We start from the raw sequence: 25,323 nt of genomic DNA on the forward strand, positions 1-25,323 counted from the left end.
TCGCGTCAGCGGATCTCGAGCACCTCGAAGCGCCGCTCGCCCCGCGGTGTGCGCACGGCGCCCTCGTCTCCCACCTCGAGACCGAGCAGCGCCTGTCCGAGCGGGGAGACCGGCGTGACCGCGCGGATAGTCTGCCCGTCGACCTCGAGCTCGATCCCGGCCGCGCCCGGGACCAGGAGCCACTGCTCCTCCTGCGCGTCCCCGGCTTCGTCCTCCGTCGCGACGGTCACGAGGGCCCCCACCGCGATCGCGTCGTCGTCGCCGAACAGACGAAGCGGCGTGCCCACGAGGGCCTCGATGTTGCGGCGAAGCTCGGTCACGCGCTCGGCGAGTCCGCGAGCGAGGTAGCTGTCTTCCGTGGCGCGCGTGTCCTTCGCGTGCTCGGCTCGATTCTCGGCGTGGGTCGCGCCGGCCTGCGTGTCGGCCTGGCGTCGCTCGACCGTCTCGAGGTCTGCTTCGATTCGCGCCCGGAGTGCGGAGACGAGCACCGCCTTCCTGCCCCGTTCGGCGCTCACGGCCCGCCCATCCGCGTGGTTCCGCACGGAGCGCTCGGATACCGTCGACGGCGTCCGCGCGTCCGCGGGCGTTCGTTCTTCCTGGCGAGGTCAAGCATGATGAAGCTCTACCACGTTCCCGGCTCCCGGTCCGCCCGGGTGCTCTGGCTGCTGCTCGAGCTCGGGATCGAGCACGAGGTCGTGCGGCTCTCCATGGCGGACGGCTCCCAGCGATCGCCGGAGTACCTCGCGATCCATCCCCTCGGCCGGGTGCCGTCGCTCGAGGACGAGGGTCAGACCTTCTACGAGTCGGGCGCGATCGTGCAGTACCTGCTCGAGCGCTACGGCGAGGGGCGCTTCGAGCCGCCGGTCGGAAGTTTCGAGCGGCCGCGTTATCTGCAGTGGTTCCACTGGGGCGAGGCCACGTTGCTCCCGCCGATCGTCACGATGAACAGCCACCGTTTCGTGCTGAAGGAGGCGGATCGCTCGAAGAAAGCGGTCGACGTGGCGCGCCGGCAGCTCGCGCGGATCCTCGCCGTGCTCGAGTCGGAGGTGGCCGGGCGCGCCTTCCTCGTCGGAGACGCGTTCACCGCGGCGGACATCATGGTCGGCTACGGCGTGACCCTCGCGACGCTCGTCGGTGAGCTCCCGGACGACGTCCCGGCCGTCCACGCCTGGCTGGACGGGCTCGCGGCGCGCCCCGCGTACGCGCGAGCGCTTCGCGGCGGATTCGCCGGGTAGGGGGAGGTCGTCGGTCGTCGCGCTCGCCGATCGCTCGGGGCGGCTCGAGCCGCCGGCAACTTCCGTCGGAAGCCGCCGGAATCGAACGGCTTCTCGATAACATCGCGAAAGTAGACTTATCGGTGGTGAAAGGATCCGCGCGTCTCGACGAGGAAGTCGACCGCAGGGGCGGCGTCACCCCGGGCAGGGTGGTAGAACGTGTTCCAGCCCCTGCCCGCGCGGCGGGCTTTCCGCACCCATCCCCGTGCTCGCACCCGAGGAGACGCCCATGTCCGCCGAAGTCGACCTGCTTGCCGAAGCCCGTTCGCTCCGCCCGCTGATCGAATCCGAGGCGAACGCGACGGACGACGCGCTCACGCTGACGCAGCCCGTGGTCGAGGCGTTCGAGAAGTCGGGTCTCTTCCACATGATGGTGCCGCGCTCCCTCGGCGGGTACGAGGCCGACTGCTCGACCATCATCGACGTCTTCGAAGAGCTGGCCCACCAGGACGGCTCGATCGGCTGGTCTCAGATGGCCAACGCGAGCGCCACCTCGTACTGCGCCTTCCTCGACCCCGGGGTCGCCCGGGACATGGTCGGCGACAAGGCGGGCTCGGTCTTCGCAGGTCAGTTCGCGCCGCGCGGCGTGATCCGCCGCGAAGGCGAAGGTTTCGTGATCTCCGGCGAGTACGGCTTCGGCAGCGGGAGCGGACACGCGTCCTACCTGGGCGGCGGCGGCTTCGTGATGACCGAAGAGGGCGTGCCGGAGATGCTGCCCAACGGACTGCCCGCCTATCTCTGTTATTTCGTTCCGAAGGAAGAGGTCGTCATGAAGGGCGGCTGGGACGTGATGGGGCTGCGCGGGACGGGCAGCTTCGACTACGGCGTCCCGGAGCAGTACGTAGATGCGAAGAACACGTTCTGGCTCTTCGATCCGCAGGTGAAGACGGGCGGTACGTTCTACGGCATCGGCGCGACGGCGCTCGCCGGCCTCGGCCACGCGGGCTGGGGGCTCGGCGTCGCGCGCCGGGCGCTCGACGAGATCGGCGAGATCGCGAAGGCCGGTCGCGCCCGCATGAGCAGTGGCGCGCTCCTCGACCAGCAGGTCTTCCAGCGCGAGTACGGCGAGAAGTGTTTCGCCCTCGATTCCGTCCGCCAGCTCGTGCACGAGGTCTACGGGCGCATGGAGCGACGCCTCGCCAACGGCGAGACCCTCGGCAAGGCGGACAACGACGAGATGATGGGCTGCGTCGCGTACATGACCCGGATCTGCGAGGAGGTGACGACCTTCGCCTATCGCGCGGCGGGGAGTCAGGGGCTGCGCAACCCGAGCCTCGTGCAGCGATGCTTCCGGGACATGATGACCGGTGCGCTCCACATCTTCGTCGACCCGAAGAGCTTCGAAGAGCACGCGAAGAACCGGCTCGGGGCGACGCCCGCCTGAGGCGTGCCCCGAACGGAACGAAACCGACGCCCGACGAGAACGGGCACCAGGAGAGACGATGGATTTCGGATTGAGTGAGGAGCAGGAGATGCTCCAGGAGACGATTCGCGGCTTCGCCCAGAACGAATGCCCGACGACGCGCCTCCGCGAGCTCTTCGACAAGGGAGAGGGGCACGACCCGGCCCTCTGGACGGCCCTCGCGGAGATGGGCATCGCGGGCCTGATCGTCCCGGAGGAGCACGGCGGCGCCGGCATGGAGCTGCTCGACCTGGCGCTCGTGGCCGAGGTGCTCGGCGAGTACGCGATCCCCGGCCCCTTCCTCGGTCATGCGCTCGCGATCCGCGGTGTGATGCTCGCGGGCAGCGCCGAACAGCAGGCGAAGATCCTGCCCGACCTGGCCGACGGTTCGCAGATCGCCACCGCGGCGCTCCAGGAAGGCGACGCGGACTGGACGCCCGAGTCCTGGACCGCGCGGGTTCGCGGCGGCCGCCTGACCGGCGAGAAGACCATCGTCTCGCACGCGGGCATCGCCGACCGGATCCTCGTCGGCCTCGACGCGGGCGGCCTCGCGTGGGTCGACACGCGGGGCGAGGGCGTGGTGATCGAGGATCTGGGCGGCATCGACCGGACCCGCCCGGTCTACCGGGTGCGCTTCGAGGGCGCGCCGGCGGAGGTCCTCGAGGGCGGTGGCGGCAATGCCTGGCAGCTCGTCGAGACCGCGGCGGTCCTGCTGGCTGCCGATGCCTTCGGCGCGGCGACGAAGCTGATCGACATCGACGTGGCCTACGCGATGGAGCGGGAGCAGTTCGGCCAGCCGATCGCCCAGTTCCAGGCGATCAAGCACACGATCGCGAGGCTCGGGACCGACATCGAGCCGGCCCGCGCGCTCTTCTGGTACGCGGCCCACTGCCAGGACGCGATCCCGGACGAAGCCGCCCGCGCCGCGTCGGTCGCGAAGGCGCACATCACGGACCGCGCCATGAACGCGGCCCGGGAGTCCGTGGAGCTCCACGGCGGCTATGGCTTCACCTGGGAATGCGAAGTCCAGATGTGGTTCAAGCGGATCATGCTCGACCGTTCGCTGCTCGGAACGCCGGATCAGTGGCGAGAGCGCACGGCCGTGTTGGGGGAGTACTGAGATGGATCTCGAATACAGCGCAGAACACCAGGCCTTTCGCGACGAGGTCCGCGAGTTCCTCGAGGGTTGGCCGCTCAAGGGCGACGAAGCCAGGCTCCCGCAGGAGGAGCAGGAGCAGATCTTCCGCAAGCGCGGGATCGAAGCGGGCTACGTCTATCGCGCCGTTCCGAAGCAGTACGGCGGTTCCGAGCAGCCACAGGACGCGATCAAGGACCGGATCATCGTCGAGGAGTTCTACGCGGCGGGCGCGCCGCGGGACCTGATGAGCCAGGGCGCCGGGCTGATGGTCCCGACGCTGCTCGAGTTCGGAACCGAGGAGCAGAAGGAGCGCTGGATCCCGCCGGCGCTGACCGGCGAGGCGAACTGGTGCCAGGGCTACAGCGAGCCCGGCTCGGGGTCCGATCTCGCGTCGCTCCAGTGCCAGGCGCGGCTCGACGGCGACGAGTGGGTGCTCAACGGCCAGAAGATCTGGACTTCGTCGGCGCAGCGCGCACACATGATGTTCGGGCTCTTCCGCTCCGAGCCGGACGCGAAGAAGCACGAGGGCATCACCTATCTGCTCGTGCCGATGGACGCCGAGGGCATCGAGGTCCGCCCGCTCCGCGAGATGAGCGGGGGCTACGAGTTCAACGAGGTGTTCTTCGACGACGTCCGCGTGCCGGTCGAGAACACCGTCGGGAAACGCGGTCAGGGCTGGCAGATCTCTCGCGCCACCCTCGTCCACGAGCGCAACCTGATCGGCAACCCGAACTCGATGCGGGAAGCCTTCTCGGATCTCCTCGACCTCGCGCGCAGCCGCAAGATCAACGGGGTGCCGGCGAACGAGGATCCCGGCATGCGACGCCGGATCGCCGAGATCGAGGGCTACGTCCAGACGAGCCAGCTCTCGAACATGCGTCAGTTCACGGCCGCGAATAAGGGCAAGATGCTCGAGGTCATGCGGCCCATGATGATGAACAAGGTGGCCGGCACGGACATCATGCAGATGATCATGAAGTGCGCCTACGACCTGCTCGGGGGCGACGGAATCCTCGCGCCGACGGAGTCGGAGCTGGACACCTGGGGGCGCCAGACGACGTCGACCGGCTGGGTCCTCCAGTACGTCTTCTCGATGGGGCCGGCGATCGCCGGGGGCGCGTCCAACATCCAGCGCAACATCATCGGCGAGCGCGGCTACGGCCTGCCTCGGGACCTGCGACGGGAGTCGTAGCCCCCGGGGCGGCTCGCCCTCAAGCACGTCCGCCGACAGGCCGATCCGGACTTCGAAGGAGCCCGGCATGAAGAAGGCGATGGCGAAGGCGGGATGGAAGCTCGGCGGCGGTCTGCTGCTCGTCGGGGCGGTCCTCGGTGTGCGCATCGTGACCGCGGATCCGGACGGGATCGAAGACCAGATCGACGAGCTCGAATCCCTCGAGGCCGAGCTGGCGGCGGACGCCGAGTCGCGGGGCGCGGAAGCGCCGGGATCGGACGCGGAGGACGCGGGCCTCGTGGCGCGGATGAGCGCGACGGTGCGCGACAGGCTAGGAAGCGCCGAGACGGGACCCGATCCGAACCGACTCGTGCGCTGTGACCTCGGCGGGGGTGTCCAGTTCATGCGCGCGGCCGATTGCCAGAGTCGCGGTGGCGACCTGACCGAAGTCGATCGCTAGGCGACCGCGAAGGCGGCTCGGCCGCAGGCGGTCGTCAGGCCGGCGCCTTCTTGCCGTGCGCGACCTCGCTGGGCGAGGTCGCTTCCTCGTCCTCCGCATCGTGGTCGATCGGGCGCAGTGCGAGCGCGGCGACCAGACCGAACGCCGCGAACAGGGCGCCCAGCAGGTAGCCGTCCCGGAACGATGCGGTCGAGGTCGCGTCGGCGCACATCGCGGTCAGGATCGAGACGCCGGACACGGCGCCGATTCCGGTGGTCGTCGACATGGTCGAGACCGCGATCCCGTGGTCCTGCTCGTCGACGGCGGAGGCGACCATCGTCGAGAGGGACGGCTGTGCCAGCCCCGCTCCGAGCCCGGCCAGCACGAGCCCGGCGACGATCGGAGCGAGATGCTCGATCTCGGCCCCGATCGCGAAGGCGCTCATCGCGGCGACGACGGCCACCATCCCCGCGATGATCATCGACCGTTCGCCGTACTTCGCGCCGAGGCTGCCGCCGACCGGTGACGCCGCGGAGAGCGAGATCGGCCGCGCGATCGTCCACATCGACGTCGCCGCCTGGCCGAGACCGAAGACGCCGAGCATGATGAGCGGACTGATGATGAAGCCGCCCATGTACGCGAACTGCATCATGAACCCGATCACCAGGGGCAGGACGAAATTGCGCCGAGCCAGGAAGTCGAGGGGAAGCAGCGGGGACGGGGATCGCCGCTCGATCGTGGCGAAGAGCCAGAGCAGCGCGGGCGTGGCCACGAGCGCCAGCAGCACGCGCGGATCCGAGGCGCCCCAGACCGGCAGCCGGTTGACGGCGAAGGTCAGCGTGAAGGCCGCCACGGCGAGGGCGGCGGCGCCGGGCACGTCGAGGGAAAGGTCGTCGCGTCGCGGCGTCTCGACGAGGACCCACAGCGCCACCGAGAGCGCGATCGCCGAGAGCGCTCCCTGGATCAGGAAGATCGGCCGCCAGCCGATCCACTCGACGAGAACGCCGCCGACCGCGAGGCCCACCACAGGCGCCCCCGCGATCACGACGCTCATCCAGCCCATCGCCTTCACCCGGTCGCGCCGGTCGTAGACCTTGAAGAGGATCGCCATCGAGGCGGGCATCGTCGCCGTGCCCGCGAGCTGGGCGAGGGTGCGGAACCCGATCAGGCTCGTCGCATCCCACGCGAAGGCCGTGGCCGTCGCCACGACGGTGGCGAGGGCGAAGCCCGAGAGATAGACGAGGCGATGGCCGTGCAGGTCGCCGAGCTTGCCGAGCAGAGGGGCGGAGACCGCCTGGGCCAGCATCGGCGCGGTCATCACCCAGGCGATCGTCGCGACGTCGCTTCCGAGGTCGGCGGCGATCGTCTTGAGCGAGACGCCCAGGATCGTCATGGTGAAGGTCGTCGCGAAGCAGCCCGCCAGACAGGTCCAGAGGACCCACCGGCGGTGGTTCGGACTCGCCAACGCACGGGCGCGCACGCGCTGCCAGGGGCCGGCAGCGCCCGGACTCGGCTTCGAGGCCGATCGAGTGCGGGGGGCCTCGCCGGCGCGCGTCGCCGCCTCGTCGGGCGGAGAAGCGGGGCCGGTCGGGCCGCGGTCTTCGTGCATGTGGAGGAGATCCCGGTGGGCGCGGGCGGCCGCAGCATAGCGTGCGTCCCGGGCGGCCCCAGGACGCGCCTCCGTTTCAGATCGAAAGCCGCGACGGGCCGGGGCTCCAGACCGCATCCCGAGCCCGCGTGAGGTCGCCGGTGGGCGCTCTTGCGTGGCACTTGCCTTGCACTTGCCTGTCGGCGCGCGGCCTTTCCGCGCGGCATGGAGAGAGCGATGCAGGTGAAGATCGAGCCTTCGGGCGCAGCCCCGGTCCCGGTGACGCCGGGCGACGACAAGAAGAGCGGGGGCGCCGAAGGGGCCGCCGGGTCCCGGACCGACGCCACGACGGGACGGGACGGATCGGCGAGCCGCAGCGAGGCCGCGGACGATGCGTCCCGACTCGCGCTCTCGCTCCGCGCGCTGGCGGCGCAGCGGAGTGCGGCCGGAGAAGGTTCCCTGTTCTCGCGTCTGGGGAAGCCCGTCGATCCGGCCGATCTCGCCGGGCGCATTCGGTCCGACCCGTCCGGAGCGATCGCCGCACAGGGAGCCGTCGCCCCGGGTCGCGCCCTTCGTCTGCTCGCGGCTTCGAACCCGGAGATCTCGCCGAGCCGCCTCGCGGAGATCACGACGGCGTTCGAGAATCGGCTGGCCGCGACCCTCGAGCCGCTGGAGGTCGACGAGAACGCCGCTGCGGCGCCCCTGCCGGCCGATCGGATCGAGGCGATTCGTGCACGGATCGAAGCGTGGCGCGCGGCGGCGCCCTGGGCGGGCTCGCTGGGGTAGCCCCGGGGCGCATGTGACGCGCATCACTCGTGCGAACGAAGTGCGCTCGGGGCGTAGCGTTCCCGCAATACGGGCGCGGTCCAGATCTCGTGAAAGAGAAATCGACGTTTTCCCGACTCGCCGCGCCACGTGTCCCGAGAATGGGTCACTTATCTCTATGACAGTGGGGGACCCTGTCATTTCTCTGGGATCCGGAACGAGGCTGTGTGCCTGCGTTGCGACTCGCGACGTGGCTCACGTCCGCCAGCAGGCGGTCTGAAGCCGTTCCGTCGATCACCCCATCGACAAAATCGGAATGTGAAGCTGAACGACCGCTCGGAAGGCGGGTGTGGGGATCTCTGCCTCTCGCGGAAGCGGAAGGGACGGACCGCGCGCACCTGAGGGTCGAATCGAACGCGACGGCGACGCGAAGAGCGTCGAGTCGGACGATTTCGACGCGACGGCGGCGAGCGGCTCGAAGTCCGACCACCGCGATTCGGGGAGACCCGCATCCAGAATCCGGCGCAACGGACGTAGGCCGCGTTTCAGGGAGCGCTTCGCTCCGGAGGTGCATCTCGGAAGCGCTCTCGTAGCGCCGCGCGGACACGTGGGTCCGCGGGGTGCGACCGGACCGGAAGGAATCGTTGGCTCTCGTTCGCCCGACACGACGTGGCGTGGCACGGCGAACGTGAATGACGGGCTGGCGACCGGGCGAGGGCGCAGAAGATGCAGGGGCGTTTCGAGCGTGGGCTCGAGCGGCCCGAGGAGATGTCGTGTCCCGTACGTCCGCTGCTGCGGCGTTGATGATCGAACCGGACGAGGTCGAGTCCTCCGGTGCGATGGTCGAGCGCCATGCTGATGCTCAAGATTCCCTGATCGACCCGAACGCGTCGGAAGCGCAAGTCGCGGGTGAGACGCAGGCGCTCAGCGAGCTCTCCGACCAGGCGCTGCTCGAAGGGCTGCGGGCCCAGAGCGAGCCCCACTTCGGCGAGCTCTACAACCGCTACTTCCAGCGGATCTACAACTTCGTGTACGCGCGCATGCGCAACCACGCGGAGACCGAGGAGGTCGTCCAGGAGACCTTCCTGGCGGTCTTCCGATCCTTCGAGAACTACCGCGGACAGTCGTCGCTGCTGTCCTGGATCTACGGGATCGCGAAGAACACGACGAACAATCACCTTCGCCGCGCGAAGAGCCAGAACGAACGGATCGACCTCGCCGACGACGAGGATCTCGTGCCGCGTGCGTCCCTCGGTGAGGGCATGCCCGACGAACAGCTCGACATGCAGCGCTTCGGTGACCTGCTCGCGGAGCGCCTCGACGGCGTGGCCGACTGGCAGGCCGAGATCTTCGAGATGCGTCACTTCGAGAACCTCTCGATTCCCGAGATCTCCGAGCGCACCAAGCGCTCGAGTGACGCGGTCCGGTCGAGTCTCTATCGCGTGAAGCGACTCTTCTTCGAGGCGGCCGCGGCGAACGGAATCGCCGTGGCGGTCGCCGGGGGGAGCCGTCGATGAAGCGCATGATGCAGGACGTCGTCGGTCGCCCGATCACGCGGGAGACGACCCGTGGATACGCTCGCGACGTGGCGGGTGCTTCCTTCGCTCCGATCACGCTCGACGTCGCGTCGTTCCGCCACGCACTCGACGATCCGATGGGCACGGCCGAGACCGACGCCGAGTGGCTGGCCGAGTTTTCCGAGTTCATGGCCGGGGACGACGAGCTCGACCGGGCTGCGAAGAGCGGCGGGCGTTCGAGTCCGGACCCGATGTTTCGTGAGCGTCTGCGCCGACGGCTCTGGCGCACCCACGTGCTCGCGAACGTTCGCGACAGCGGCGAGACCCACTAGCGACCTCGTTCCCCCCGGATCGAGCGCGCGGCCCGCGTCGCGACCGCCAGGGACCTCCGCGCGGGGGGGCATGGCGCCGTGCGCTGCTTCGCCCGCGGGGTCGTGGCGACGGTCCGCACCGCGGTGTAGGGAACGGGCTGCGCCCGATTCGTCCCGGGTGGCGTCCCGGCGGGATTGGGGCAACTTGGGCAGGCCACCGTCGGCGCCGTCCACGGTTCACAAGGAGGGAGGTTCCCATGTCGATCGACCTCGAAACCAACGAAGAGCTTCCCCAGGACGAGGCCTATTTCGACGACGGACCTTCCCGGGTGCGGAGCTTCGATGCCCGCCTGCTCGAGGAGCCCTTGACGCTGCTGCCGAGTCGGCCGCCGCTCGCGATGGGGCGGGACGACTCGGTCAAGAGCGCGATGCACGCGATGCGGAAACGCCACCGGAGCTGCGTCCTGATCACGCAGGACGGGACGCTCCACTCGCCGCTGATCGGGATCTTCACCGAGCGCGACGTGCTCCTCAAGATCATCGACTCCGGCCGCAACCCGGTGGACGTCTCGCTCGCGGACGTGATGACGACGGAGCCCGAGTCGCTCGCGATCGACGCGAAGCTCGCCTGGGCGCTCAACATGATGAGCGTCGGAGGCTTCCGCCACCTTCCCGTGACCGACGAACGCGGCTGGCCCGCCTTCATCATCTCGGTCCGGGACATCGTCGAGTTCCTGGTGGAGTCCTTCCCCGCGGAGATCCTCAATCTCCCGCCGGACTTCCGCCGAGAGAAGAGCCTGCCGCGCGACGGCGCCTGAGGCCCGAGCCGGTCTCCGGTGATCCCCGGATCCACGGTCCTCCGGTCGGCCGGGGCGCCGCGTCTGGGGTGAAGCCTGCACGGCCCCGTTTCGTTTCTTCCATTCCCGTTGGAAACCTTGAGTTGTGCGCGAGTGGGGACGATGTAGGCCCCTGAGTTGGGTCACTCGATTTCATCGACCCACGCCTCCGGGCGTCGCGAGGGCTCATGTCGGAACCGGATAGCGAAGCATCGAACGAAGCGAACGAGTCGGCTGCGGGCTTCTTCTTCAGCCGTCAGCCGATCGTTGCGGGCGAACGCCGATTGATCGGTTGGGAGCTCGCCTTCGGCGCACCCGACGGCCGCACCCTCTCCGCGGGAGACGAGAAGAGCGACGAATACCTGCAAGCGGCGATCGCCTTCGCGAAGAGCGCGCAGTGGGACTCGCTGCTCTGCGGCGGGCGGGCGCTGCTCCCGGTCGATCGAGGGATGATCTTCAGCGACGTGATGGAGGAGCTGCCGCGCAATCGCTTCCTCCTCGGGCTCTCGCCCTGTGACGACATCGACGCGAACCTCTCGAACCGTCTCCACGATCTGCACGGCCGCCGCGGGACGCGACTGCTCTTCTTCGGCTATTCGCGCCGGGACCGGCGGGAGCAGCTGCTCGACCTGTGCGATGCGGTGGAGATCGATGCTTTCAGTCTCGACGAAGATGCTCGGGCGCTCCTGATCCGACGCGCCCAGCGGCGCAATCTCCAGGTCCTCGCGACTTCCGTCGACGGCGACGCCGACTTCGTCCGGATTCGTGACTCGGGCTTCGAGCTCTTCTCGGGGCGCAGCTACTCCGAACACTCCGACGATGCCGACACCCAGGCCACCGCGGACGGCAAGGTCCTGCTCCAGCTCCTCGTCGAGGCACGCGGAGAGCTCGAGATCGAGCCCGTCACGAAGCAGATCGAGTCCACGCCGGCGCTCCAGGAGGGGCTGCTTCGGCTGGTCAATTCGCTCGAACTCGCGCGCGCACAGCGCATCGAGAACGTCGGCCAGGCGCTGATCATGATCGGCGCGAAGGGACTCTCGCGCTGGCTCAACCTGCTGCTCTTCCAGATCGGGAGCAAGCACGGCACGCGGGGGCCGCTCTTCCGGGTCGCGGCGAGCCGTGCCCGCCTGATGGAGCTGATGGTCGGGGCCGGCGTCGAGGAAGCCACGCCGGAGATCAAGGCGCGCGGCGAGATGGCGTTCCTCGTCGGCATCCTGTCGCTGGTCCACGTGCTGCTCGGTGTGGACCGGAGCAGCGCGATCTCGGATCTCGTCCTCCCGGACGAGATGAGCCTGGCGCTGTCGAGCCACCAGGGCGAGCTCGGCCGCATGCTTCGCCTCTGTGAATGCCTCGACAGCGGAGAATTCGTCGAGGCCGCGGAGATCGCGCAAGAGCTCGGCGTCGAGGCGCAGACGCTCTGGGCGCATCAGTGCTCGGCCTTCGACTGGGTCGCGCGGATGATCTAGGGGCGTCGCCCGCCCCGCGACCGGGCAAACGGCTCCGGCCGCGGCTCAGGTGACCTCGAGCGCCCGCGTCATCAGGATCTTGCCGGATCGGACGAGCTCGACGACGGCGTCGTCGCTGAACAGGCTGATCATCGCGTCGAGCTTCTCGCTGCCACCGTAGACGCGCAGGATCACGCTCTCGGCGGCGTAGTCGACCACCTTCGCGCTGAAGTGCTCCGCGATCTCGAGGACCTCTCGGCGCTCCTCGCCCGCGCAGCGGATCTTGATCAGGGCGATCTCGGTCTCGTAGCGATCGGAGGACGTGTGGTCGAGCGCGTGGACCACGTCGACGAGCTTCGCGAGCTGCTTGATCATCTGCTCGAGGATCGCGGGGTCGCCGGAGCAGGTGACCGTCATGCGCGAGAAGCCGTGCCGCGCCGCCGGGCTGACGACCAGACTCTCGATGTTGTAGCCCCGCCGCGAGAAGACCATCGCCACGCGCACGAGGACGCCGGGTGCGTCCCGCACGAGAAGCGAGATCGTGTGGAGGTCGCGGTTCGCCTTCTCGGCGTTGCCCGGCGCGATGGGCCGGAAGCCGGGGGCGTTCTGGATCGGAGTCGGACTGCTCATGTCGACGGGTCCCGTTCGGAAGGTCCTGTGCGAGCAGGACGGGGAAGGAAGGCGAAGCAAGGAGAAGCAAGGAGAAGCAAGGAGAAGCAAGGAGAAGGGCGGGGCTCGCCGGCTTCGGATCAGGTGCTGCCGGTGGGCTTGGCCATCTGCTCCTTGGGCTTCTCGACGATCATGCCGGAGAGAGGAGCGCCCGCCGGGATCATCGGGAAGACGTTGTCTTCCTTCACGACCTCGGCCACGACCAGGCACGGCCCCTCGTCGTACGCCTGGGCTTCGGACAGAATCCGCTCGACGTCCGAGGGGCGCTTGATCCGCATCGCCTTGACGCCGTACGCCTGCGCGAGCTTCACGAAGTCCGGGTTCCCGACGAGGTCCACACCCGACAGGCGATTCTCGAAGAACAGCTCCTGCCACTGGCGGACCATGCCCAGGTAGTTGTTGTTGATCACCAGGCACTTGACCGGGAGCTTGTGGATCGCCGCCGTCGCGAGCTCCGCCTGGGTCATCTGGAAGCCGCCGTCTCCGCAGACCGCCCACACCTTCTTGTCGGGGCAGCCGAGCTGGGCGCCGATCGCCGCCGGGAAGCCGAAGCCCATCGTGCCGGCGCCGCCGGAGGAGATCCAGTGTCGGTTGGTCGTCGAGAGGCAGAACTGCGCGGCCCACATCTGGTGCTGGCCGACGTCGGTCGTGATCACCGCGTCGCCCTGGGTCACCTCGTGGAGCTTGTCGAGCACGAGCTGCGCGCGGAGACCGCCCTGCTTGGCGTACTTGAGCGGGTAGCGCTTGCGCCACTGCTCGCACTGGTCGAGCCACGCCTCGGTGTCGGCGGTCGAGACCTGCGGAATCAGCTCTTCGAGAACGAGGCGCGCATCGCCGGCGATCGCCACGTCGGCCGTCACCATCTTGCCGAACTCGGCGGGGTCGATGTCGATGTGGATCTTGGCGGCGTCGACGCAGAACTCGTCGAGCTTCCCCGTGATGCGGTCGTCCCAGCGCGCCCCGATCGCCATGATGCAGTCGCAGTTGTCGACGGCCTTGTTGGCGTAGGCCGTGCCGTGCATGCCGAGCATGCCGAGATGGAGCGGATGGGTCTCGTCCGCGGCGCCCTTGCCGAGCAGGGTGTTCACGATCGGCGCGCGCAGCTTCTCCGCCAGTCGGATCACCGCCTTGCCGGCCTGGGAGATCACGGCGCCGTGCCCCACGTAGAGGACCGGGCGCTTCGCGTTCGAGAGGATCTCGGCCGCCTGGCGGATCGCCACGTCGTCGCCGTGCGAAGGTACGTGGTATCCGGGCAGGTCGACCTCGTCCACGAAGGGCGCTTCGCACGGGCCCTGGGTCACGTCCTTCGGCAGGTCGATCAGGACCGGGCCGGGACGGCCCGTCGTCGCGATGTGGAAGGCTTCCCGGGTGGCGCGCGGGATGTCGGCCGCGTCCTTCAGCAGGTAGCTGTGCTTCACGACGGCGTAGGTGATGCCGGTGACGTCCGCCTCCTGGAAGCCGTCCTTGCCGAGCATCGCCGAGATCGTCTGACCGGCCAGCACGATCACGGGGACCGAATCCATCTGGGAGGTGAGGAGGCCGGTGACCGTGTTGGTCGCTCCCGGGCCGGAGGTCACGAGCACCACGCCGGGCTTGCCGGTCGCCCGGGCGTAGCCGTCGGCCATGTGGGCCGCGCCCTGCTCGTGGCGGACGAGGATCAGCTCGATGCTCGAATCGACCAGCGCGTCGAAGATCGGCATGGCCGCGCCACCCGAATAGCCGAAGATGTACTCCACACCCTCACGTTCGAGGCACTGGATCAGCTTCTCTGCACCCGTGGGCACCCGGTTCTCCATGATCGATTCCTCTCTCGCACGTCAGCCTCGAGCGTCAGCGGGGGAATGCAGGTCCCCAGGGCAGACCGAGGCCTCGGAAGGGCGTCCTCACGCTCGAAGTCGGCGCAATATGCCATAGATCGGCGCGAAAACCTCGCGACTCAACGGGATCCTCTCGAAAAAACCGCGTTTCAGAGGTCTGGGGGCCCACGCGCGAGGGCACGCGCTGTCTCTTTGTCCGCTCTCGGTCGGTTAAAACTGGCTTTCTAGAAAGATATACGTCTCGATTTAGATTCTCGCTGCGCTGGGCCCGAAACGGGGCCGGGACGCCCCTCGGGCACCGCGAGCGCGGACCCGTTAAGCTGCGCGCTTCACGTCCCGATCCGGAGACGTCGGACCCGATCCGCCGATGCGGTGTCGGAGTTCGTGGACGAGCGCAGCTTCACTGCGCCAAGCGCCCATCCGGACCGGGGCGAGGGGGAACTTCGATGCGACGAATCCAGGCGGCACGAGATCAGCGGCTTTCCGGGTCGCGGCGACGGGGCGGGCTCTTCGGGCTCGTGCTGGCGGCGATCTGCGCAGCGAGTCTGTCCTTCGCATCGCCGGTCCTGGCTGACGAGTACGACGAGGATTCCGCGGGCCACCCGCTCCGGATCGTCGCCTACGTGCTCCATCCGGTGGGTGTCGCGATCGACTACCTGATCCTGCGGCCCGCCCATTGGATCGTCTCCCAGGAGCCGATGAAGACCGTCTTCGGTCACGAGGACTAGCGCTGCCCCGATCGCCAGGAGGCGTGAGGAAGGCGTAGGGAGGGCCGCCTCGTTGCGGCAACGGACGCGGCAGAACCGACGGAGGGCAGCGGCCGTCCGTACCCGCCAGCGCCTGCCGCGATGGGCCGGGGTCGCCCTCGTCGTCATTCTGGTGATCGCCGGGGTCGCGTCCGCGGACGTTCCGGATCCGGGCTGGCTGGACGGCGACCCCGGGCAACGGCTCGACGTTCGCGGAATGACCTTCGTCGCCAGCGAAGGCGGCGCGAACGAGATCCTGCTCCGCGCCGAGCGCGCGGACTTCTATCCGGAGCGCGAGGTCGCGGATCTCGACGTCGTCGACGTGGAGGTCACCCCCGGAGACGACCGGATCGGCTTCCGGATGCGCTGCGACGAGGGGCAGCTCAATCTGGGGACCCAGGCGTTCATCGCCGAAGGGCACGTGGTCGGGACCATCGAGGGAAACCGGCAGTTCGAAGCGCTCTGGGTGGCCTATGATGAGGCCGAGGGGGTGCTCTACACCGACGATCCCGTCCTCATCGTCGACGAGGATGGTCGCTATCGGGGTGGCGGCTTCCGCTATTTCGTGAACGAGTCGCGCTTCCGCCTGCAGGGCGGGGCGACGGTCGTGCAGGGGCCATGAGCCGAATCCGCTCTCTTCATCTCGCAGGCGCACTGGTCGCCGCCGTTCTCTGCGCGCTGCCCGGCTCGGCCGGCGCGGCGCCGAGCATCGGCGTCGCGGGCTTTGCCGGCGACGCGCCGCGCGGGCCTTCGGGCGTGACGTTGGCAGGGTCGCTCGCCGACGCGATCGCCGGACGGGATCTCGAGCGGGTGCTCCGCCCGGGGAGCTTCGTGGCAGAGCCCGGGATCGATCCGGCGGCCTCGGACGTGCGCGACTGGGCCTACGCGGCCGCCGTCGACGCCCTGATCCTGGGCGCGGTCTGGCCGCGGACCGAGGAGCGCGCTTCGCGCCTCGTCGTGGTCGTGCGTTCCGGGCATTCGGGGGCGGAGCGCTCTCGCCATTCCGTCGACCTGCCGGGCCTCGACGGCCGCGGACCGGTGATCGACGCCCTGGCGGAGGAGATCCTGATCGGACTCGGGTACGAGCCGTCCGACGCCGCCCCGCTGGGTCCCGTCGAATCGGCGGGCCCCGCGGCGACGAACACCCCGGGCGCGGGCGGGGATCGTGGTCGCGGGCTCGACACGGCGTTCGACCGCGAGGGCTTCGATGCCGATGCCCCGATCGAGATCAAGGCCGACGAGGCCGAGATCGTGAGCCGCGACCACGGGCGTGATCTCCTCTTCCAGCGCAACGTCCACGTGACCCAGGCGAACGTGACGCTGCGCAGCCAGCGGCTCGAAGCGACCTACAAGCGCGGCGAGTCCGAGCCCGAGAAGCTCGTGGCGCGCGGGGACGTCTTCGTCGACCAGGGCGGGCGCCAGGCGCGATGCGACCGCGCGATCTATCTGCGAAAGGATCAGCGGCTGACCTGTTCCGGCCACGCCGAGCTCGTTCAGGGCTGCGACATCGTCCGCGGGGATTCGATCCATTTCTGGCTCGCCGACGACCGCGCGCGGGTGGAGGGGGCGGCGTCGATCGTGATCCGGCCGGAGGGGGAAGCCGGCGTCGGCTGTCGACGGACCGGAGGCAGCTCGTGAGTGAAGCCGTGCTCTCGGCGACGGGTCTCGTCAAGCGCTACGGCGAGAAGGTCGCCGTTCGTGGGATCGATCTCGAGGTGCGGAGCGCCGAGGTCGTCGGGCTGCTCGGGCCGAACGGCGCGGGCAAGACGACCACGTTCAACATGATGGCCGGCAGCGTTCGGCCGAGCGAAGGTCAGGTCTTCCTCGGCGACGAGGACATCACCGAGCTCCCGATGTATCGCCGCGCGCGCATGGGGATCACCTATCTCCCGCAGGAAGCCTCGATCTTCCGCAAGCTGACGGTCGCCGACAACGTCGGGGCGATCCTCGAGACCGTCGAGCCCAACCGGGCGCGCCGGAAGGAGCGCCTCGCCGAGATGCTCGCCGAGCTCGGGTTGACCGAGAAGGCGAGTCGCAAGGGCGCCGACCTCTCGGGTGGCGAACGGCGGCGCGTGGAGATCACGAGAGCGCTCGTTCTCGATCCCCAGTTCATGATGCTCGACGAGCCGTTTGCCGGCGTCGACCCGATCGCCGTGATCGACATCCAGAAGATCATCGAGCAGCTCAAGGCGCGCGGGATCGGTGTGATCATCACCGACCACAACGTCCGGGAGACGCTCTCGATCTGCGATCGTGCGTACATCATCAAGGACGGAACGATCCTGCGTCTCGGCACCCCGGCCGAGATCGCCGAGGACCCCGAGGTCCGCGAGGTCTACCTGGGCAAGAATTTCAGCCTGAACTGACGCGGAGGCCGGCAGAGGGCCGGCGGTAGGGGTGCGGGGCGGAATTCCCGCGGGCGAAGGGCCGGCAACTGGGCGGTGAATCGCCCTGAGGCCGAATCTGGGGGATTCTTGGCCTCAAGAAGTCGGCGCTAGAGGACGCGAAGTACAATTGGAATGAAGCGTGCATGGCGCCCGCCGCCGCACGCGCGGCACCCACAGAGGAACGCTCTCCCGGCATGGCCATCGAACTGAAACAGCAACTCAAGATCTCGCAGCAGCTGGTCATGACGCCCCAGCTGCAGCAGGCGATCAAGCTGCTTCAGTTGAACCAGCTCGAGCTGGTCAATCTCGTCCAGCAGGAGCTCCAGGAGAACCCGGTCCTCGAGGAATCCGACGGCGAGGAGGAGACGCAGGCCGAGCGTGAGGACGCGACGCCGGACGACTTCGACGATGGTCCCGAGGCCGGGGAAGCGGGCGACGCCGATGCCACCCCCGAGATGGAGATGGCCGCGGACCTGGCTTCTGCGGACGGGCCCGAGGCCGGCGACGTCGCATCGTCCGACGCTGCGACCGAGGCGGCCGTCGACGAGCCCGGCCCGACCGACGCGGAGAAGATCGCCGACGTCGAGTGGGAGCAGTATCTCGAGAGTCATCCGATGACGGGCCTCGATCACGGCGGGGTCGCGGGCGAGGACGATCGCCCCTCTCTCGAGGCCACCTATACCCGCCGGCCGAGCCTGGCGGAGCATCTCGAGTGGCAGCTCCAGGTCACCGACCTCGACGCGGCCGAGCTCGAGATCGCGACCTGGATCATCGGCAACATCGACGATCGCGGCTTCCTCTGCTCGACCGTCGAGGAGATCGCGCGGCAGTCCGGCGCTCTGGAGCCGGACGTCGAGCGCGTCCTCGCCGCGATCCAGCAGCTCGATCCGACTGGCGTCGCGGCGCGCGACCTGCGCGAGTGCCTGCTGATCCAGATCGACACGCTCAAGATCGAAGACGCGCTGGCGCGTCGCCTCGTCGACGAACACATCGACCTGCTGCAGAAGCGCGATTTCCGCGGTCTCTCCCGCGTGACCGGCGCGACGCTGCAGGAGGTGGCCGATGCGGCCCGCGTGATCGGCGGCCTCGAGCCGCGTCCGGGTCGTGGGTTCGGGGGCGAGGACCCCGTCTACATCACGCCGGACATCTACGTCTACAAGATCGGCGAGGACTTCCACGTCCTGCTGAACGAGGACGGCCTGCCGAAGCTGAAGATCAACTCGATGTACCGCGAGGTGCTCTCCACCGGTGGAGCGACCGGCGGCAAGGCGGGGAGTCGGTCGGCCCCGGCCGCGGAGCTCGCCGAGAGGGACACCAAGAACTACGTCCACGACAAGGTCCGCTCGGCGATGTGGCTGATCAAGTCGATCCACCAGCGGCAGCGGACGATCTACAAGGTCATGCAGAGCATCATCCACTTCCAGCGCGACTTCTTCGAGCATGGTGTCGCCTATCTGAAGCCGCTCAACCTGCGGGATGTCGCCGAAGACATCGAGATGCACGAGTCGACGGTCAGCCGCGTGACGACCAACAAATACGTCCATACGCCCCAGGGCATCTTCGAGCTCAAGTACTTCTTCAACTCGAGCATCGGGCGCTCGGACGGCGGCGAGGCGGTCGCCAGCGAGAGCGTCAAGGAGAAGATCCGCAAGATCATCGAGGCCGAGGATCCCGCCCGGCCGCTCTCCGATCAGCGGATCGCGGAGATGCTGAAGGCGGGGAGCATCGACATCGCGCGAAGAACCGTCACGAAATACAGAGAAGCGATGAATATCCTGTCGTCGACGAAGCGCAGACAGGTCGTGTGACCTGCCTGCGCTTCGGCGCCGCCAGGATCTTCATCGGGGGCGCTTCGCGCCCCTGGCGATGACTCTCTATCTTGCCGCGCGCTCTGCGCGCGGGGCTCGCGCACGACGCTTCGGCCAGGGAGGGGCGCTTCCGGCGTTCGCTCGCCGGAGGTGTTCGTGAGGCGGAGCTGATCGGGAACGCTGACAGCGGTTCCGCCCCCGAATCCCGGAATAGGGGATAGCGGGGGGCCGGCGGGCTGGGATAGAGTGCGGCCGCACTGCGGAGCGGGCATGAAGATCACCGACATTCTCGTGCGCGAGGGCTCGATCCTCGACCTGGTTGCGACCGGGAAGGACGATCTGCTCGCGGAGCTGGCGGGCGCGCTCTCGTCGGCGGAGCCGGCCCTCGAGCGGGACGCGCTGCTCACGGTCCTGCGGGAGCGCGAGGCGCTGCAGAGCACGGGGATCGGGGAGGGCGTGGCCATTCCCCATGGGAAGATCGCGGGGCTCGATCGCCTGGTCGCGACCTTCGCGCGGAGCACCGCCGGCGTCGACTTCGAGTCGATCGACGGTCAGCCTACGCAGCTGTTCTTCCTGCTCGTCGTGCCCGAGCAGTCCGGAGGACAGCACCTGAAGGCGCTGGCGCGGATCTCCCGCTTCTTCCGGGATGCCAGCTTCCGCGGCAAGCTGCTCGAAGCCGGGAACCTCGACGAGATCTTTCGGGCCATCGAAGAGGAAGACGCCAAGTTCTGACCCGGAGCGCGCCGGTTGCGCCCGCTCGTCGGCGGGGATCCTGCCCTGTGCCGACTCGGAGGAAGCGGCGTTGTCGATCGGTGAAGAAGAGGCGGGGGCTGCAGGCGAGGTCCCGGATCGCGTCGCGGAGACGCAGATCCACGGTTCCCTCGTCGACGTCGCGGGCATCGGCGTCCTGATCCTCGGCCCGTCGGGCATCGGCAAGAGCGAGTGCGTGATCGAGCTCGTCCGTCGCGGGCAGCGCCTCGTGGCCGACGACGTGGTCAGGCTGGCGCGCGACGACGCGGGGCGGTTGATCGGCTGGTCGCCGCCGCACATCCGCCACTTCATCGAGGTGCGCGGGCTGGGCCTGATGAGCGTCGCCGACCTCTTCGGGGCGGAAGCGACCCTCGACGCCTGCGAGGTGGGCTTCGTCGTCCGGCTCGAAGCCCTCGGTCGCGGGAATCAGTTCGAGCGGATCGGCCTAGAGCGGGAGCGCGAGACGATCCTCGAGGGCCCCATCCCGATGGTGCGCCTCCCGGTGCACGCCGCGAGCAACCTGGCCACCCTCGTCGAGTTGGCGATTCGCGACTGGCAGCTACGACTCCAGGGGGTGAATGCGGCCGAGCGACTCGATGAGCGCCTGCGCGCCACCAGTGGCATGCTCGGGTCGGCCGGAGGCGGCGGGGGGGAAGAAGAGTGAGCGGGCAGAGCGGTCAGCGGATCGTCTTCGTGAGCGGGTTGTCGGGGTCGGGGAAGACCACGGCGATGGCCGCGCTCGAGGACCTTTCGTTCTACTGCGTCGACAACCTCCCGGTTCAGCTCGTCCCCCAGTTCCTGCAGCTCTGCACGACCGCTTCGACCGAGATCGACCGGATCGCGCTCGCCCTCGATGCCCGCGAGCAGCACTTCCTCGAGCGTTTTCCCGAGCTCGTCGCCGAGCTCCGGGAGACCGGCGCGAACGTCCAGGTGCTCTTCCTCGACTGCTCGAACGACGTCCTCGAGCGCCGCTACCGCGAGACGCGGCGGGTCCATCCGCTCGCGCCGACGGGATCCGTCCTGGAGGGCGTCGAGCGTGAGCGCACGCTGCTCGACCAGGTGGTGAGCCTCGCCGACCTGAAGATCGACACGAGCATGCTCAACGTGCACCAGCTCAAGGACACGATCGGTCGTCAGGTGTCCGGCGACGCGCCGAAGCAGACCGTCGTGAACGTCGTTTCCTTCGGCTATCGGCACGGGACGCCGGCGGCCGTCGAGCTCCTCTTCGACGTCCGGTTCCTCCCGAACCCGTATTTCGAGAGCGCGCTCCGCCAGGGAACCGGTCTCGAGGCGGAAGTCGCCGACTACGTGCTGACGAGCGAGCGTGGCCGCGAGTTCTTCGAACGGCTCGATCGTTTCGTCGACTACCTCCTTCCCCTCTACGACGACGAAGGGAAGGCCTATCTCACGATCGGCATCGGCTGCACCGGCGGTCGCCACCGGTCGGTCGCCGTGGCCGAAGCCGTCGGCGCGCGGTTGCGCGAAGCCGGGCGTGAGGTCAATGTGTCTCATCGAGACGTGGAAAGGCCGCTCTGAGATGGCTGCTGCGAATGCGAATCTTCGGGTCGGCGTCCTGATCGTCACCCACTACCGGCTCGGCGAGGAGTTCCTGCAGGCACTGCGGCTGATCCTGCCGGAAGCACCCGAGTGGGACGCGGTGTCGGTCGATCCGTCGATGCCGGTGGAAGAGGTCCGCGGAAAGATCGCCGATGGACTCAAGGCGGCCGACGCGGGCGACGGCGTGTTGATCCTGACGGACATGTTCGGGGGCACGCCGTCGAACATGAGTCTCTCGTTCCACGACGAGCACCAGGTCGAGGTGGTCACGGGGATGAATCTCCCGATGCTGATCAAGCTCGCGACCCTCCGTGAGGAGAAGCCCCTCGACGAGCTCGCCGCGTTCATCAAGGCCTACGGCCAGCGCAACATCTCCGTCGCCAGCGAACTCGTTCCGGAGGCCGACGGATGAGCGAGCTCACGGTCGAGAAGGAGTTCACCGTCCGTTCCGAGCTCGGGCTCCACGCGCGACCGGCGGGCAAGCTCGCTTCGGTGGCCGGTCGCTTCGAGGCGGAGGTGACCCTCGGCCGTGGTGACGAATGGGTCAGCGGCGAAAGCGTGCTCTCGATCCTGTGCCTGGCGGCCACCCAGGGCACGGCGCTGCGTGTGCGCGCCGTCGGCGTCGATGCCGAGCAGGCGGTGATGGAGATCGGGGCCCTGATCGAATCGCCCGACTGATTCCTGTCGGCGCTGCGCGCCTCTCGGCAGGCCCCTTGGAGGGCCTGCCTTGCGCTGAGGGCTCGGGGGGAGGGTCTCCGGCCGGTGGTGCCGGCGTTCCCGGAAGAAGGCGCTCTCGGGGGCCTTCGGGGCCGGCGGGAGTGGGGCGCAACCCCGCGATTTCGGGCGATTTTCGTTTGATCCCGGGGGTCTTTCCGCCTACCCTGCCGCCCTCAATCATGGGGAGACCGCGATGGCTTCGCGCTTGATGTTCACTTCCGAGTCCGTGTCGATGGGGCACCCGGACAAGATGTGCGACCAGATTTCCGACTCGATCCTCGACGCGATGCTCGCGCAGGATCCGACGTCCCGAGTCGCCTGCGAGACGGCGACGACGACGGGCCTCGTGCTCGTCTGTGGTGAGGTCACGACGTCGGCCGTCGTCGACATTCCGACGATCGTTCGCAGCGTCGTCCACGACATCGGCTACACGAGCTCGGACATGGGCTTCGACGCCTCGACCTGCGGCGTCACGGTCGCCCTCGGCAAGCAGAGCCCGGACATCTCGCAGGGGGTGTCCGAAGGCGAGGGCCTCCACAAGGAGCAGGGCGCCGGCGACCAGGGCATGATGTTCGGCTACGCCTGCGACGAGACGCCGGAGCTGATGCCGGCGCCGATCCGCTTCTCCCACCGTCTGATCGAGAAGCACCGCGAGCTGCTCGAAACTGGCGAGCTCGACTACCTGCGCCCCGACGCGAAGAGCCAGGTCACGATCGAGTACGACGAGGACGACCGCCCGAAGCGGATCGACACCATCGTCCTCTCGACCCAGCACTCGCCGGAAGTCTCCCACGACCAGATTCGCAAGGACATCATCGAGAAGTGCATCCGAACCGTGCTGCCCGGTGAGCTGATCGACGACGACACGATCTTCCACGTGAACCCGACCGGCCGCTTCGTCGTCGGTGGCCCGATGGGCGACGCGGGTCTCACCGGCCGCAAGATCATCGTCGACACCTACGGCGGGATGGGCCGCCACGGCGGTGGCGCCTTCTCGGGCAAGGACCCCTCCAAGGTCGACCGGAGCGCTGCCTACGCCGCGCGCTACGTCGCGAAGAACCTGGTCGCCGCGGGGGCGGCACGTCGCGCCGAGGTCCAGCTGGCCTACGCGATCGGCGTCGCCGAGCCGGTCTCGATCCGCGTGGACACGTTCGGGACGAGCGATCTCGACCGCGGGCGCCTCGAGCAGATCGTGCGCAAGCACTTCGATCTGACGCCGCGGGGGATCGACGAAGCGCTCGACCTGCGACGCCCGATCTATCGCACGACTTCCTACCACGGTCACTTCGGCCGCGAGAACGTCGGCCTTCCGTGGGAGAAGACCGACAAGGCCGAGGCGATCCGCGCCGACCTCTAGCGGGTCGGCCTCGGTCACACGTCCTCGCGATGGATCGGATGCGCCCCATGACCGACGCCCGGACTCGCTCGCGCCGGTGGCGCGCCGTCCCGCGCGCGCACGCGCGTGCCGGGGCACGGCTGCGCCTGAGGGCGACGGTCCCGGCGATCCTCGTCGCGGTGCTGGTCGGCTGCGCCACCGCGCAGGCGAACGGGGGCGGCGGCGTTCGCGTCCTCGTCTACGACGGCGTCGCGGCACTGGACATCGGCGCAGCGGCCGAACCGCATCGCGTCGAGCTCGCGGCGGGGCAGCTGCGCGTCGACGGCGAGACGGTCGGGTCCCACTGGTCGCCGAGCGGCCGCGGGCCGTGGCGCGTCGGGTCGCGAACGCTGCGGGGGCGCGTGGCCGTGCGCGCGCGATCCGGGCGGATCCAGGTGCTGAACCGCGTCGATCTCGAGTCCTACGTGGCGTCGACGGTCGGAGGCGAGATGTCGGCCAGCTGGCCTGCGGCGGCGCTGCGCGCCCAGGCGGTCGCCACGCGGACCTACGTGCTCCACGAAGCGGCGCGACGGAGCAGCAACGACTGGGACGTGAGTTCGACGGCGACGAGTCAGGTCTATCGCGGAATCGGTGCCGAGACCGAGGAGACGCGGGCCGCCGCCCGTGCCACCCGTGGCGAGATCCTGACCCATCGGGGCGAGCCGATCCTCGCCGTCTTCCACTCGACGGCCGGAGGCCGCACGGCGACGGCCGGCGAGGTCTGGGGCGAGGATCGTCCCTACCTGCGCGTCGTCGACGTCGAAGGCGAAGACATCGCGCCGCACACCTACTGGCGAATGGAGTTCGCAGGCAGCGACCTGACCGGAGTGGTCTCGGTGGCGGGCGTCGAGGTGGGGGATCTGGATTCCCTGTCCGTCACGCGCCGGACGCGCGGCGGCCGCGTGGAGCGTCTCGAGATCCGCGGCGCCCAGGGCCGCCGGGAGCTGCGCGGCTCGGCGCTCCGCAGTCTGGTCGGGACGCTCGGGCTGCGCAGCACCCTGTTCGACGTCCGCGAGACGGCGAGTGGATTCGCCTTCGTCGGTTCTGGCTTCGGCCACGGCGTGGGGATGAGTCAGTGGGGGGCGCGCGCGTTGGCAGAGCGCGGCCTGTCCTACCAGCGTATCCTCGCGCGCTTCTATCCTGGCACGCGTCTCGAACGCTGGTCCTCCCGGCGGCTGGCCGGGAACCTGTCCCCAACCCCGTCGGTCGCTGCCGACCGAGGGAGATGAGATGAGTACGAACGACCTCACCCTGCTGCAGGCTCAGCCCGGTGGCGCAGACTTCTCGTTCTTCCTGATGATGGGGGCGATCTTCCTCATCTTCTACTTCCTCGTGATCCGACCGCAGCAGCGGCAGCAGAAGGACCGCGAGGAGTTCCTTCGAACCGCGGCGAAGGGCGATGACATCGTCACGTCCGGCGGGATCCACGGGAAGGTGAGCTCGGTCGACGGCGACGTGCTCGAGGTCGAGGTCGCGCGCGTGCGCGGGGAGAAGGTCAAGCTCAAGGTCAGTCTCGGTCGCGTGGATCAACTGACGAAGGCGGGTCAGGCGGACGCCGACAACAACTCAGATGGCTCGAAAGCCAAGGCTTCGAGCTAGGCGGGAGATTCG

27 protein-coding genes are annotated in these 25,323 nt (G+C 68.8%); 23 read left to right on the forward strand and 4 right to left on the reverse strand.

Features of this window, described 5'->3' with window-relative positions; all coding sequences use genetic code 11:
- Positions 1–5: 5 nt before the first annotated feature.
- The gene (locus tag NXI30_04925; GenBank protein MCR9093538.1) at positions 6–515 is read right to left on the reverse strand and encodes a GreA/GreB family elongation factor; all 510 of its coding nucleotides are present in this window, start codon (positions 513–515) and stop codon (positions 6–8) included.
- Between the two features lie 96 nt (positions 516–611).
- Between NXI30_04925 and NXI30_04930 the strand changes: the two genes are divergently transcribed.
- The 5 genes from NXI30_04930 (at position 612) to NXI30_04950 (ending at position 5,445) form a co-directional block, all read left to right on the forward strand.
- On the forward strand, positions 612–1,235 hold the full coding sequence (locus NXI30_04930) for a glutathione S-transferase family protein (protein ID MCR9093539.1): 624 nt from the start codon (positions 612–614) through the stop codon (positions 1,233–1,235).
- A gap of 268 nt (positions 1,236–1,503) precedes the next feature.
- Positions 1,504–2,658: an acyl-CoA dehydrogenase family protein gene (locus NXI30_04935; GenBank protein ID MCR9093540.1), complete on the forward strand. Its 1,155-nt coding sequence runs from the start codon at positions 1,504–1,506 to the stop codon at positions 2,656–2,658.
- Positions 2,659–2,716: 58 nt separating this feature from the next.
- The gene (locus NXI30_04940; GenBank protein ID MCR9093541.1) at positions 2,717–3,796 is read left to right on the forward strand and encodes an acyl-CoA/acyl-ACP dehydrogenase; all 1,080 of its coding nucleotides are present in this window, start codon (positions 2,717–2,719) and stop codon (positions 3,794–3,796) included.
- Between the two features lies 1 nt (position 3,797).
- The gene (locus tag NXI30_04945; GenBank protein ID MCR9093542.1) at positions 3,798–5,006 is read left to right on the forward strand and encodes an acyl-CoA dehydrogenase family protein; all 1,209 of its coding nucleotides are present in this window, start codon (positions 3,798–3,800) and stop codon (positions 5,004–5,006) included.
- A gap of 67 nt (positions 5,007–5,073) precedes the next feature.
- Positions 5,074–5,445 (forward strand): hypothetical protein, encoded by a 372-nt coding sequence (locus tag NXI30_04950; GenBank protein MCR9093543.1) that lies wholly within the window; start codon positions 5,074–5,076, stop codon positions 5,443–5,445.
- A 34-nt stretch (positions 5,446–5,479) separates the two neighbouring features.
- Here NXI30_04950 and NXI30_04955 read toward each other — a convergent pair whose 3' ends face one another.
- Positions 5,480–7,033, reverse strand: a complete 1,554-nt coding sequence (locus tag NXI30_04955) for an MFS transporter (GenBank protein ID MCR9093544.1) — start codon at positions 7,031–7,033, stop codon at positions 5,480–5,482.
- Positions 7,034–7,249: 216 nt separating this feature from the next.
- On the opposite strand from NXI30_04955, the gene NXI30_04960 reads away from it, so the two are divergent.
- From NXI30_04960 to NXI30_04980, 5 genes are all read left to right on the forward strand, one after another.
- Positions 7,250–7,798: a hypothetical protein gene (locus tag NXI30_04960; protein MCR9093545.1), complete on the forward strand. Its 549-nt coding sequence runs from the start codon at positions 7,250–7,252 to the stop codon at positions 7,796–7,798.
- A 752-nt stretch (positions 7,799–8,550) separates the two neighbouring features.
- A complete protein-coding gene (locus NXI30_04965) occupies positions 8,551–9,294 on the forward strand; it encodes an RNA polymerase sigma factor (GenBank protein ID MCR9093546.1) in 744 nt (247 codons plus the stop codon).
- Positions 9,291–9,626 (forward strand): hypothetical protein, encoded by a 336-nt coding sequence (locus NXI30_04970; GenBank protein MCR9093547.1) that lies wholly within the window; start codon positions 9,291–9,293, stop codon positions 9,624–9,626. Before NXI30_04965 ends, NXI30_04970 begins: the two co-directional genes overlap by 4 nt.
- Positions 9,627–9,862: 236 nt before the next feature.
- The gene (locus NXI30_04975; GenBank protein MCR9093548.1) at positions 9,863–10,423 is read left to right on the forward strand and encodes a CBS domain-containing protein; all 561 of its coding nucleotides are present in this window, start codon (positions 9,863–9,865) and stop codon (positions 10,421–10,423) included.
- 206 nt (positions 10,424–10,629) lie between these two features.
- Entirely contained in the window at positions 10,630–11,907 is a 1,278-nt protein-coding gene (locus NXI30_04980) for an HDOD domain-containing protein (protein ID MCR9093549.1), read from the forward strand.
- 45 nt (positions 11,908–11,952) lie between these two features.
- Here the strand turns inward: NXI30_04980 and ilvN are convergent, their stop codons facing one another.
- Positions 11,953–12,516 (reverse strand): acetolactate synthase small subunit, encoded by a 564-nt coding sequence (gene ilvN, locus NXI30_04985; protein MCR9093550.1) that lies wholly within the window; start codon positions 12,514–12,516, stop codon positions 11,953–11,955.
- Positions 12,517–12,635: 119 nt separating this feature from the next.
- The gene (gene ilvB, locus NXI30_04990; protein ID MCR9093551.1) at positions 12,636–14,351 is read right to left on the reverse strand and encodes a biosynthetic-type acetolactate synthase large subunit; all 1,716 of its coding nucleotides are present in this window, start codon (positions 14,349–14,351) and stop codon (positions 12,636–12,638) included.
- A 467-nt stretch (positions 14,352–14,818) separates the two neighbouring features.
- Here ilvB and NXI30_04995 point away from each other — a divergent pair, with 467 nt between their 5' ends.
- The 13 genes from NXI30_04995 to yajC all read left to right on the forward strand — a co-directional run bounded on the left by NXI30_04995 (position 14,819) and on the right by yajC (position 25,311).
- Positions 14,819–15,100 (forward strand): hypothetical protein, encoded by a 282-nt coding sequence (locus NXI30_04995; GenBank protein MCR9093552.1) that lies wholly within the window; start codon positions 14,819–14,821, stop codon positions 15,098–15,100.
- A 52-nt stretch (positions 15,101–15,152) separates the two neighbouring features.
- Positions 15,153–15,740, forward strand: coding sequence for a hypothetical protein (locus tag NXI30_05000; protein MCR9093553.1), 588 nt, complete (start codon positions 15,153–15,155; stop codon positions 15,738–15,740).
- The gene (locus tag NXI30_05005) at positions 15,737–16,756 is read left to right on the forward strand and encodes a hypothetical protein (protein MCR9093554.1); all 1,020 of its coding nucleotides are present in this window, start codon (positions 15,737–15,739) and stop codon (positions 16,754–16,756) included. The genes NXI30_05000 and NXI30_05005 overlap by 4 nt, the downstream gene beginning before the upstream one ends.
- Positions 16,753–17,484, forward strand: a complete 732-nt coding sequence (lptB, locus tag NXI30_05010; GenBank protein MCR9093555.1) for an LPS export ABC transporter ATP-binding protein — start codon at positions 16,753–16,755, stop codon at positions 17,482–17,484. Before NXI30_05005 ends, lptB begins: the two co-directional genes overlap by 4 nt.
- Before the next feature lie 215 nt (positions 17,485–17,699).
- A complete protein-coding gene (gene rpoN / locus NXI30_05015; protein ID MCR9093556.1) occupies positions 17,700–19,313 on the forward strand; it encodes an RNA polymerase factor sigma-54 in 1,614 nt (537 codons plus the stop codon).
- Between the two features lie 270 nt (positions 19,314–19,583).
- Positions 19,584–20,045: a PTS sugar transporter subunit IIA gene (locus tag NXI30_05020; protein MCR9093557.1), complete on the forward strand. Its 462-nt coding sequence runs from the start codon at positions 19,584–19,586 to the stop codon at positions 20,043–20,045.
- A gap of 70 nt (positions 20,046–20,115) precedes the next feature.
- Positions 20,116–20,727: a hypothetical protein gene (locus NXI30_05025; protein MCR9093558.1), complete on the forward strand. Its 612-nt coding sequence runs from the start codon at positions 20,116–20,118 to the stop codon at positions 20,725–20,727.
- Complete coding sequence (gene rapZ / locus NXI30_05030) at positions 20,724–21,599, forward strand: RNase adapter RapZ (GenBank protein ID MCR9093559.1); 876 nt, start codon at positions 20,724–20,726, stop codon at positions 21,597–21,599. The genes NXI30_05025 and rapZ overlap by 4 nt, the downstream gene beginning before the upstream one ends.
- A 1-nt stretch (position 21,600) precedes the next feature.
- Positions 21,601–22,032: a PTS fructose transporter subunit IIA gene (locus NXI30_05035; protein MCR9093560.1), complete on the forward strand. Its 432-nt coding sequence runs from the start codon at positions 21,601–21,603 to the stop codon at positions 22,030–22,032.
- Positions 22,029–22,298 carry an HPr family phosphocarrier protein gene (locus NXI30_05040; protein MCR9093561.1) on the forward strand — a complete coding sequence of 90 codons (270 nt, stop codon included), beginning with the start codon at positions 22,029–22,031 and terminating at the stop codon, positions 22,296–22,298. The genes NXI30_05035 and NXI30_05040 overlap by 4 nt, the downstream gene beginning before the upstream one ends.
- A 232-nt stretch (positions 22,299–22,530) precedes the next feature.
- A complete protein-coding gene (metK, locus tag NXI30_05045) occupies positions 22,531–23,694 on the forward strand; it encodes a methionine adenosyltransferase (protein MCR9093562.1) in 1,164 nt (387 codons plus the stop codon).
- Between the two features lie 47 nt (positions 23,695–23,741).
- On the forward strand, positions 23,742–24,941 hold the full coding sequence (locus tag NXI30_05050) for a SpoIID/LytB domain-containing protein (GenBank protein ID MCR9093563.1): 1,200 nt from the start codon (positions 23,742–23,744) through the stop codon (positions 24,939–24,941).
- Position 24,942: 1 nt separating this feature from the next.
- On the forward strand, positions 24,943–25,311 hold the full coding sequence (gene yajC, locus NXI30_05055; GenBank protein MCR9093564.1) for a preprotein translocase subunit YajC: 369 nt from the start codon (positions 24,943–24,945) through the stop codon (positions 25,309–25,311).
- The last annotated feature ends 12 nt before the right edge of the window (positions 25,312–25,323 follow it).

Source organism: bacterium (genome assembly GCA_024742285.1).
Classification (GTDB): domain Bacteria; phylum Myxococcota_A; class UBA9160; order UBA9160; family UBA4427; genus UBA4427.

Excerpts from the sequence above, each read along its gene's own strand:
- NXI30_04935 (MCR9093540.1), top strand. The coding sequence starts at position 1,504 with ATGTCCGCCGAAGTCGACCTGCTTGCCGAAGCCCGTTCGCTCCGCCCG.
- yajC (MCR9093564.1), top strand. The coding sequence starts at position 24,943 with ATGAGTACGAACGACCTCACCCTGCTGCAGGCTCAGCCCGGTGGCGCA.
- NXI30_05005 (MCR9093554.1), top strand. The coding sequence starts at position 15,737 with ATGAGCCGAATCCGCTCTCTTCATCTCGCAGGCGCACTGGTCGCCGCC.
- NXI30_05040 (MCR9093561.1), top strand. The coding sequence starts at position 22,029 with ATGAGCGAGCTCACGGTCGAGAAGGAGTTCACCGTCCGTTCCGAGCTC.
- NXI30_04980 (MCR9093549.1), top strand. The coding sequence starts at position 10,630 with ATGTCGGAACCGGATAGCGAAGCATCGAACGAAGCGAACGAGTCGGCT.
- NXI30_04945 (MCR9093542.1), top strand. The coding sequence starts at position 3,798 with ATGGATCTCGAATACAGCGCAGAACACCAGGCCTTTCGCGACGAGGTC.
- NXI30_04930 (MCR9093539.1), top strand. The coding sequence starts at position 612 with ATGATGAAGCTCTACCACGTTCCCGGCTCCCGGTCCGCCCGGGTGCTC.
- NXI30_04970 (MCR9093547.1), top strand. The coding sequence starts at position 9,291 with ATGAAGCGCATGATGCAGGACGTCGTCGGTCGCCCGATCACGCGGGAG.
- NXI30_04950 (MCR9093543.1), top strand. The coding sequence starts at position 5,074 with ATGAAGAAGGCGATGGCGAAGGCGGGATGGAAGCTCGGCGGCGGTCTG.
- NXI30_05050 (MCR9093563.1), top strand. The coding sequence starts at position 23,742 with ATGACCGACGCCCGGACTCGCTCGCGCCGGTGGCGCGCCGTCCCGCGC.
- NXI30_05020 (MCR9093557.1), top strand. The coding sequence starts at position 19,584 with ATGAAGATCACCGACATTCTCGTGCGCGAGGGCTCGATCCTCGACCTG.
- NXI30_05035 (MCR9093560.1), top strand. The coding sequence starts at position 21,601 with ATGGCTGCTGCGAATGCGAATCTTCGGGTCGGCGTCCTGATCGTCACC.
- ilvB (MCR9093551.1), bottom strand. The coding sequence starts at position 14,351 with ATGGAGAACCGGGTGCCCACGGGTGCAGAGAAGCTGATCCAGTGCCTC.
- metK (MCR9093562.1), top strand. The coding sequence starts at position 22,531 with ATGGCTTCGCGCTTGATGTTCACTTCCGAGTCCGTGTCGATGGGGCAC.
- NXI30_04960 (MCR9093545.1), top strand. The coding sequence starts at position 7,250 with ATGCAGGTGAAGATCGAGCCTTCGGGCGCAGCCCCGGTCCCGGTGACG.
- NXI30_04975 (MCR9093548.1), top strand. The coding sequence starts at position 9,863 with ATGTCGATCGACCTCGAAACCAACGAAGAGCTTCCCCAGGACGAGGCC.
- NXI30_04955 (MCR9093544.1), bottom strand. The coding sequence starts at position 7,033 with ATGCACGAAGACCGCGGCCCGACCGGCCCCGCTTCTCCGCCCGACGAG.
- rpoN (MCR9093556.1), top strand. The coding sequence starts at position 17,700 with ATGGCCATCGAACTGAAACAGCAACTCAAGATCTCGCAGCAGCTGGTC.
- NXI30_04995 (MCR9093552.1), top strand. The coding sequence starts at position 14,819 with ATGCGACGAATCCAGGCGGCACGAGATCAGCGGCTTTCCGGGTCGCGG.
- ilvN (MCR9093550.1), bottom strand. The coding sequence starts at position 12,516 with ATGAGCAGTCCGACTCCGATCCAGAACGCCCCCGGCTTCCGGCCCATC.
- NXI30_04940 (MCR9093541.1), top strand. The coding sequence starts at position 2,717 with ATGGATTTCGGATTGAGTGAGGAGCAGGAGATGCTCCAGGAGACGATT.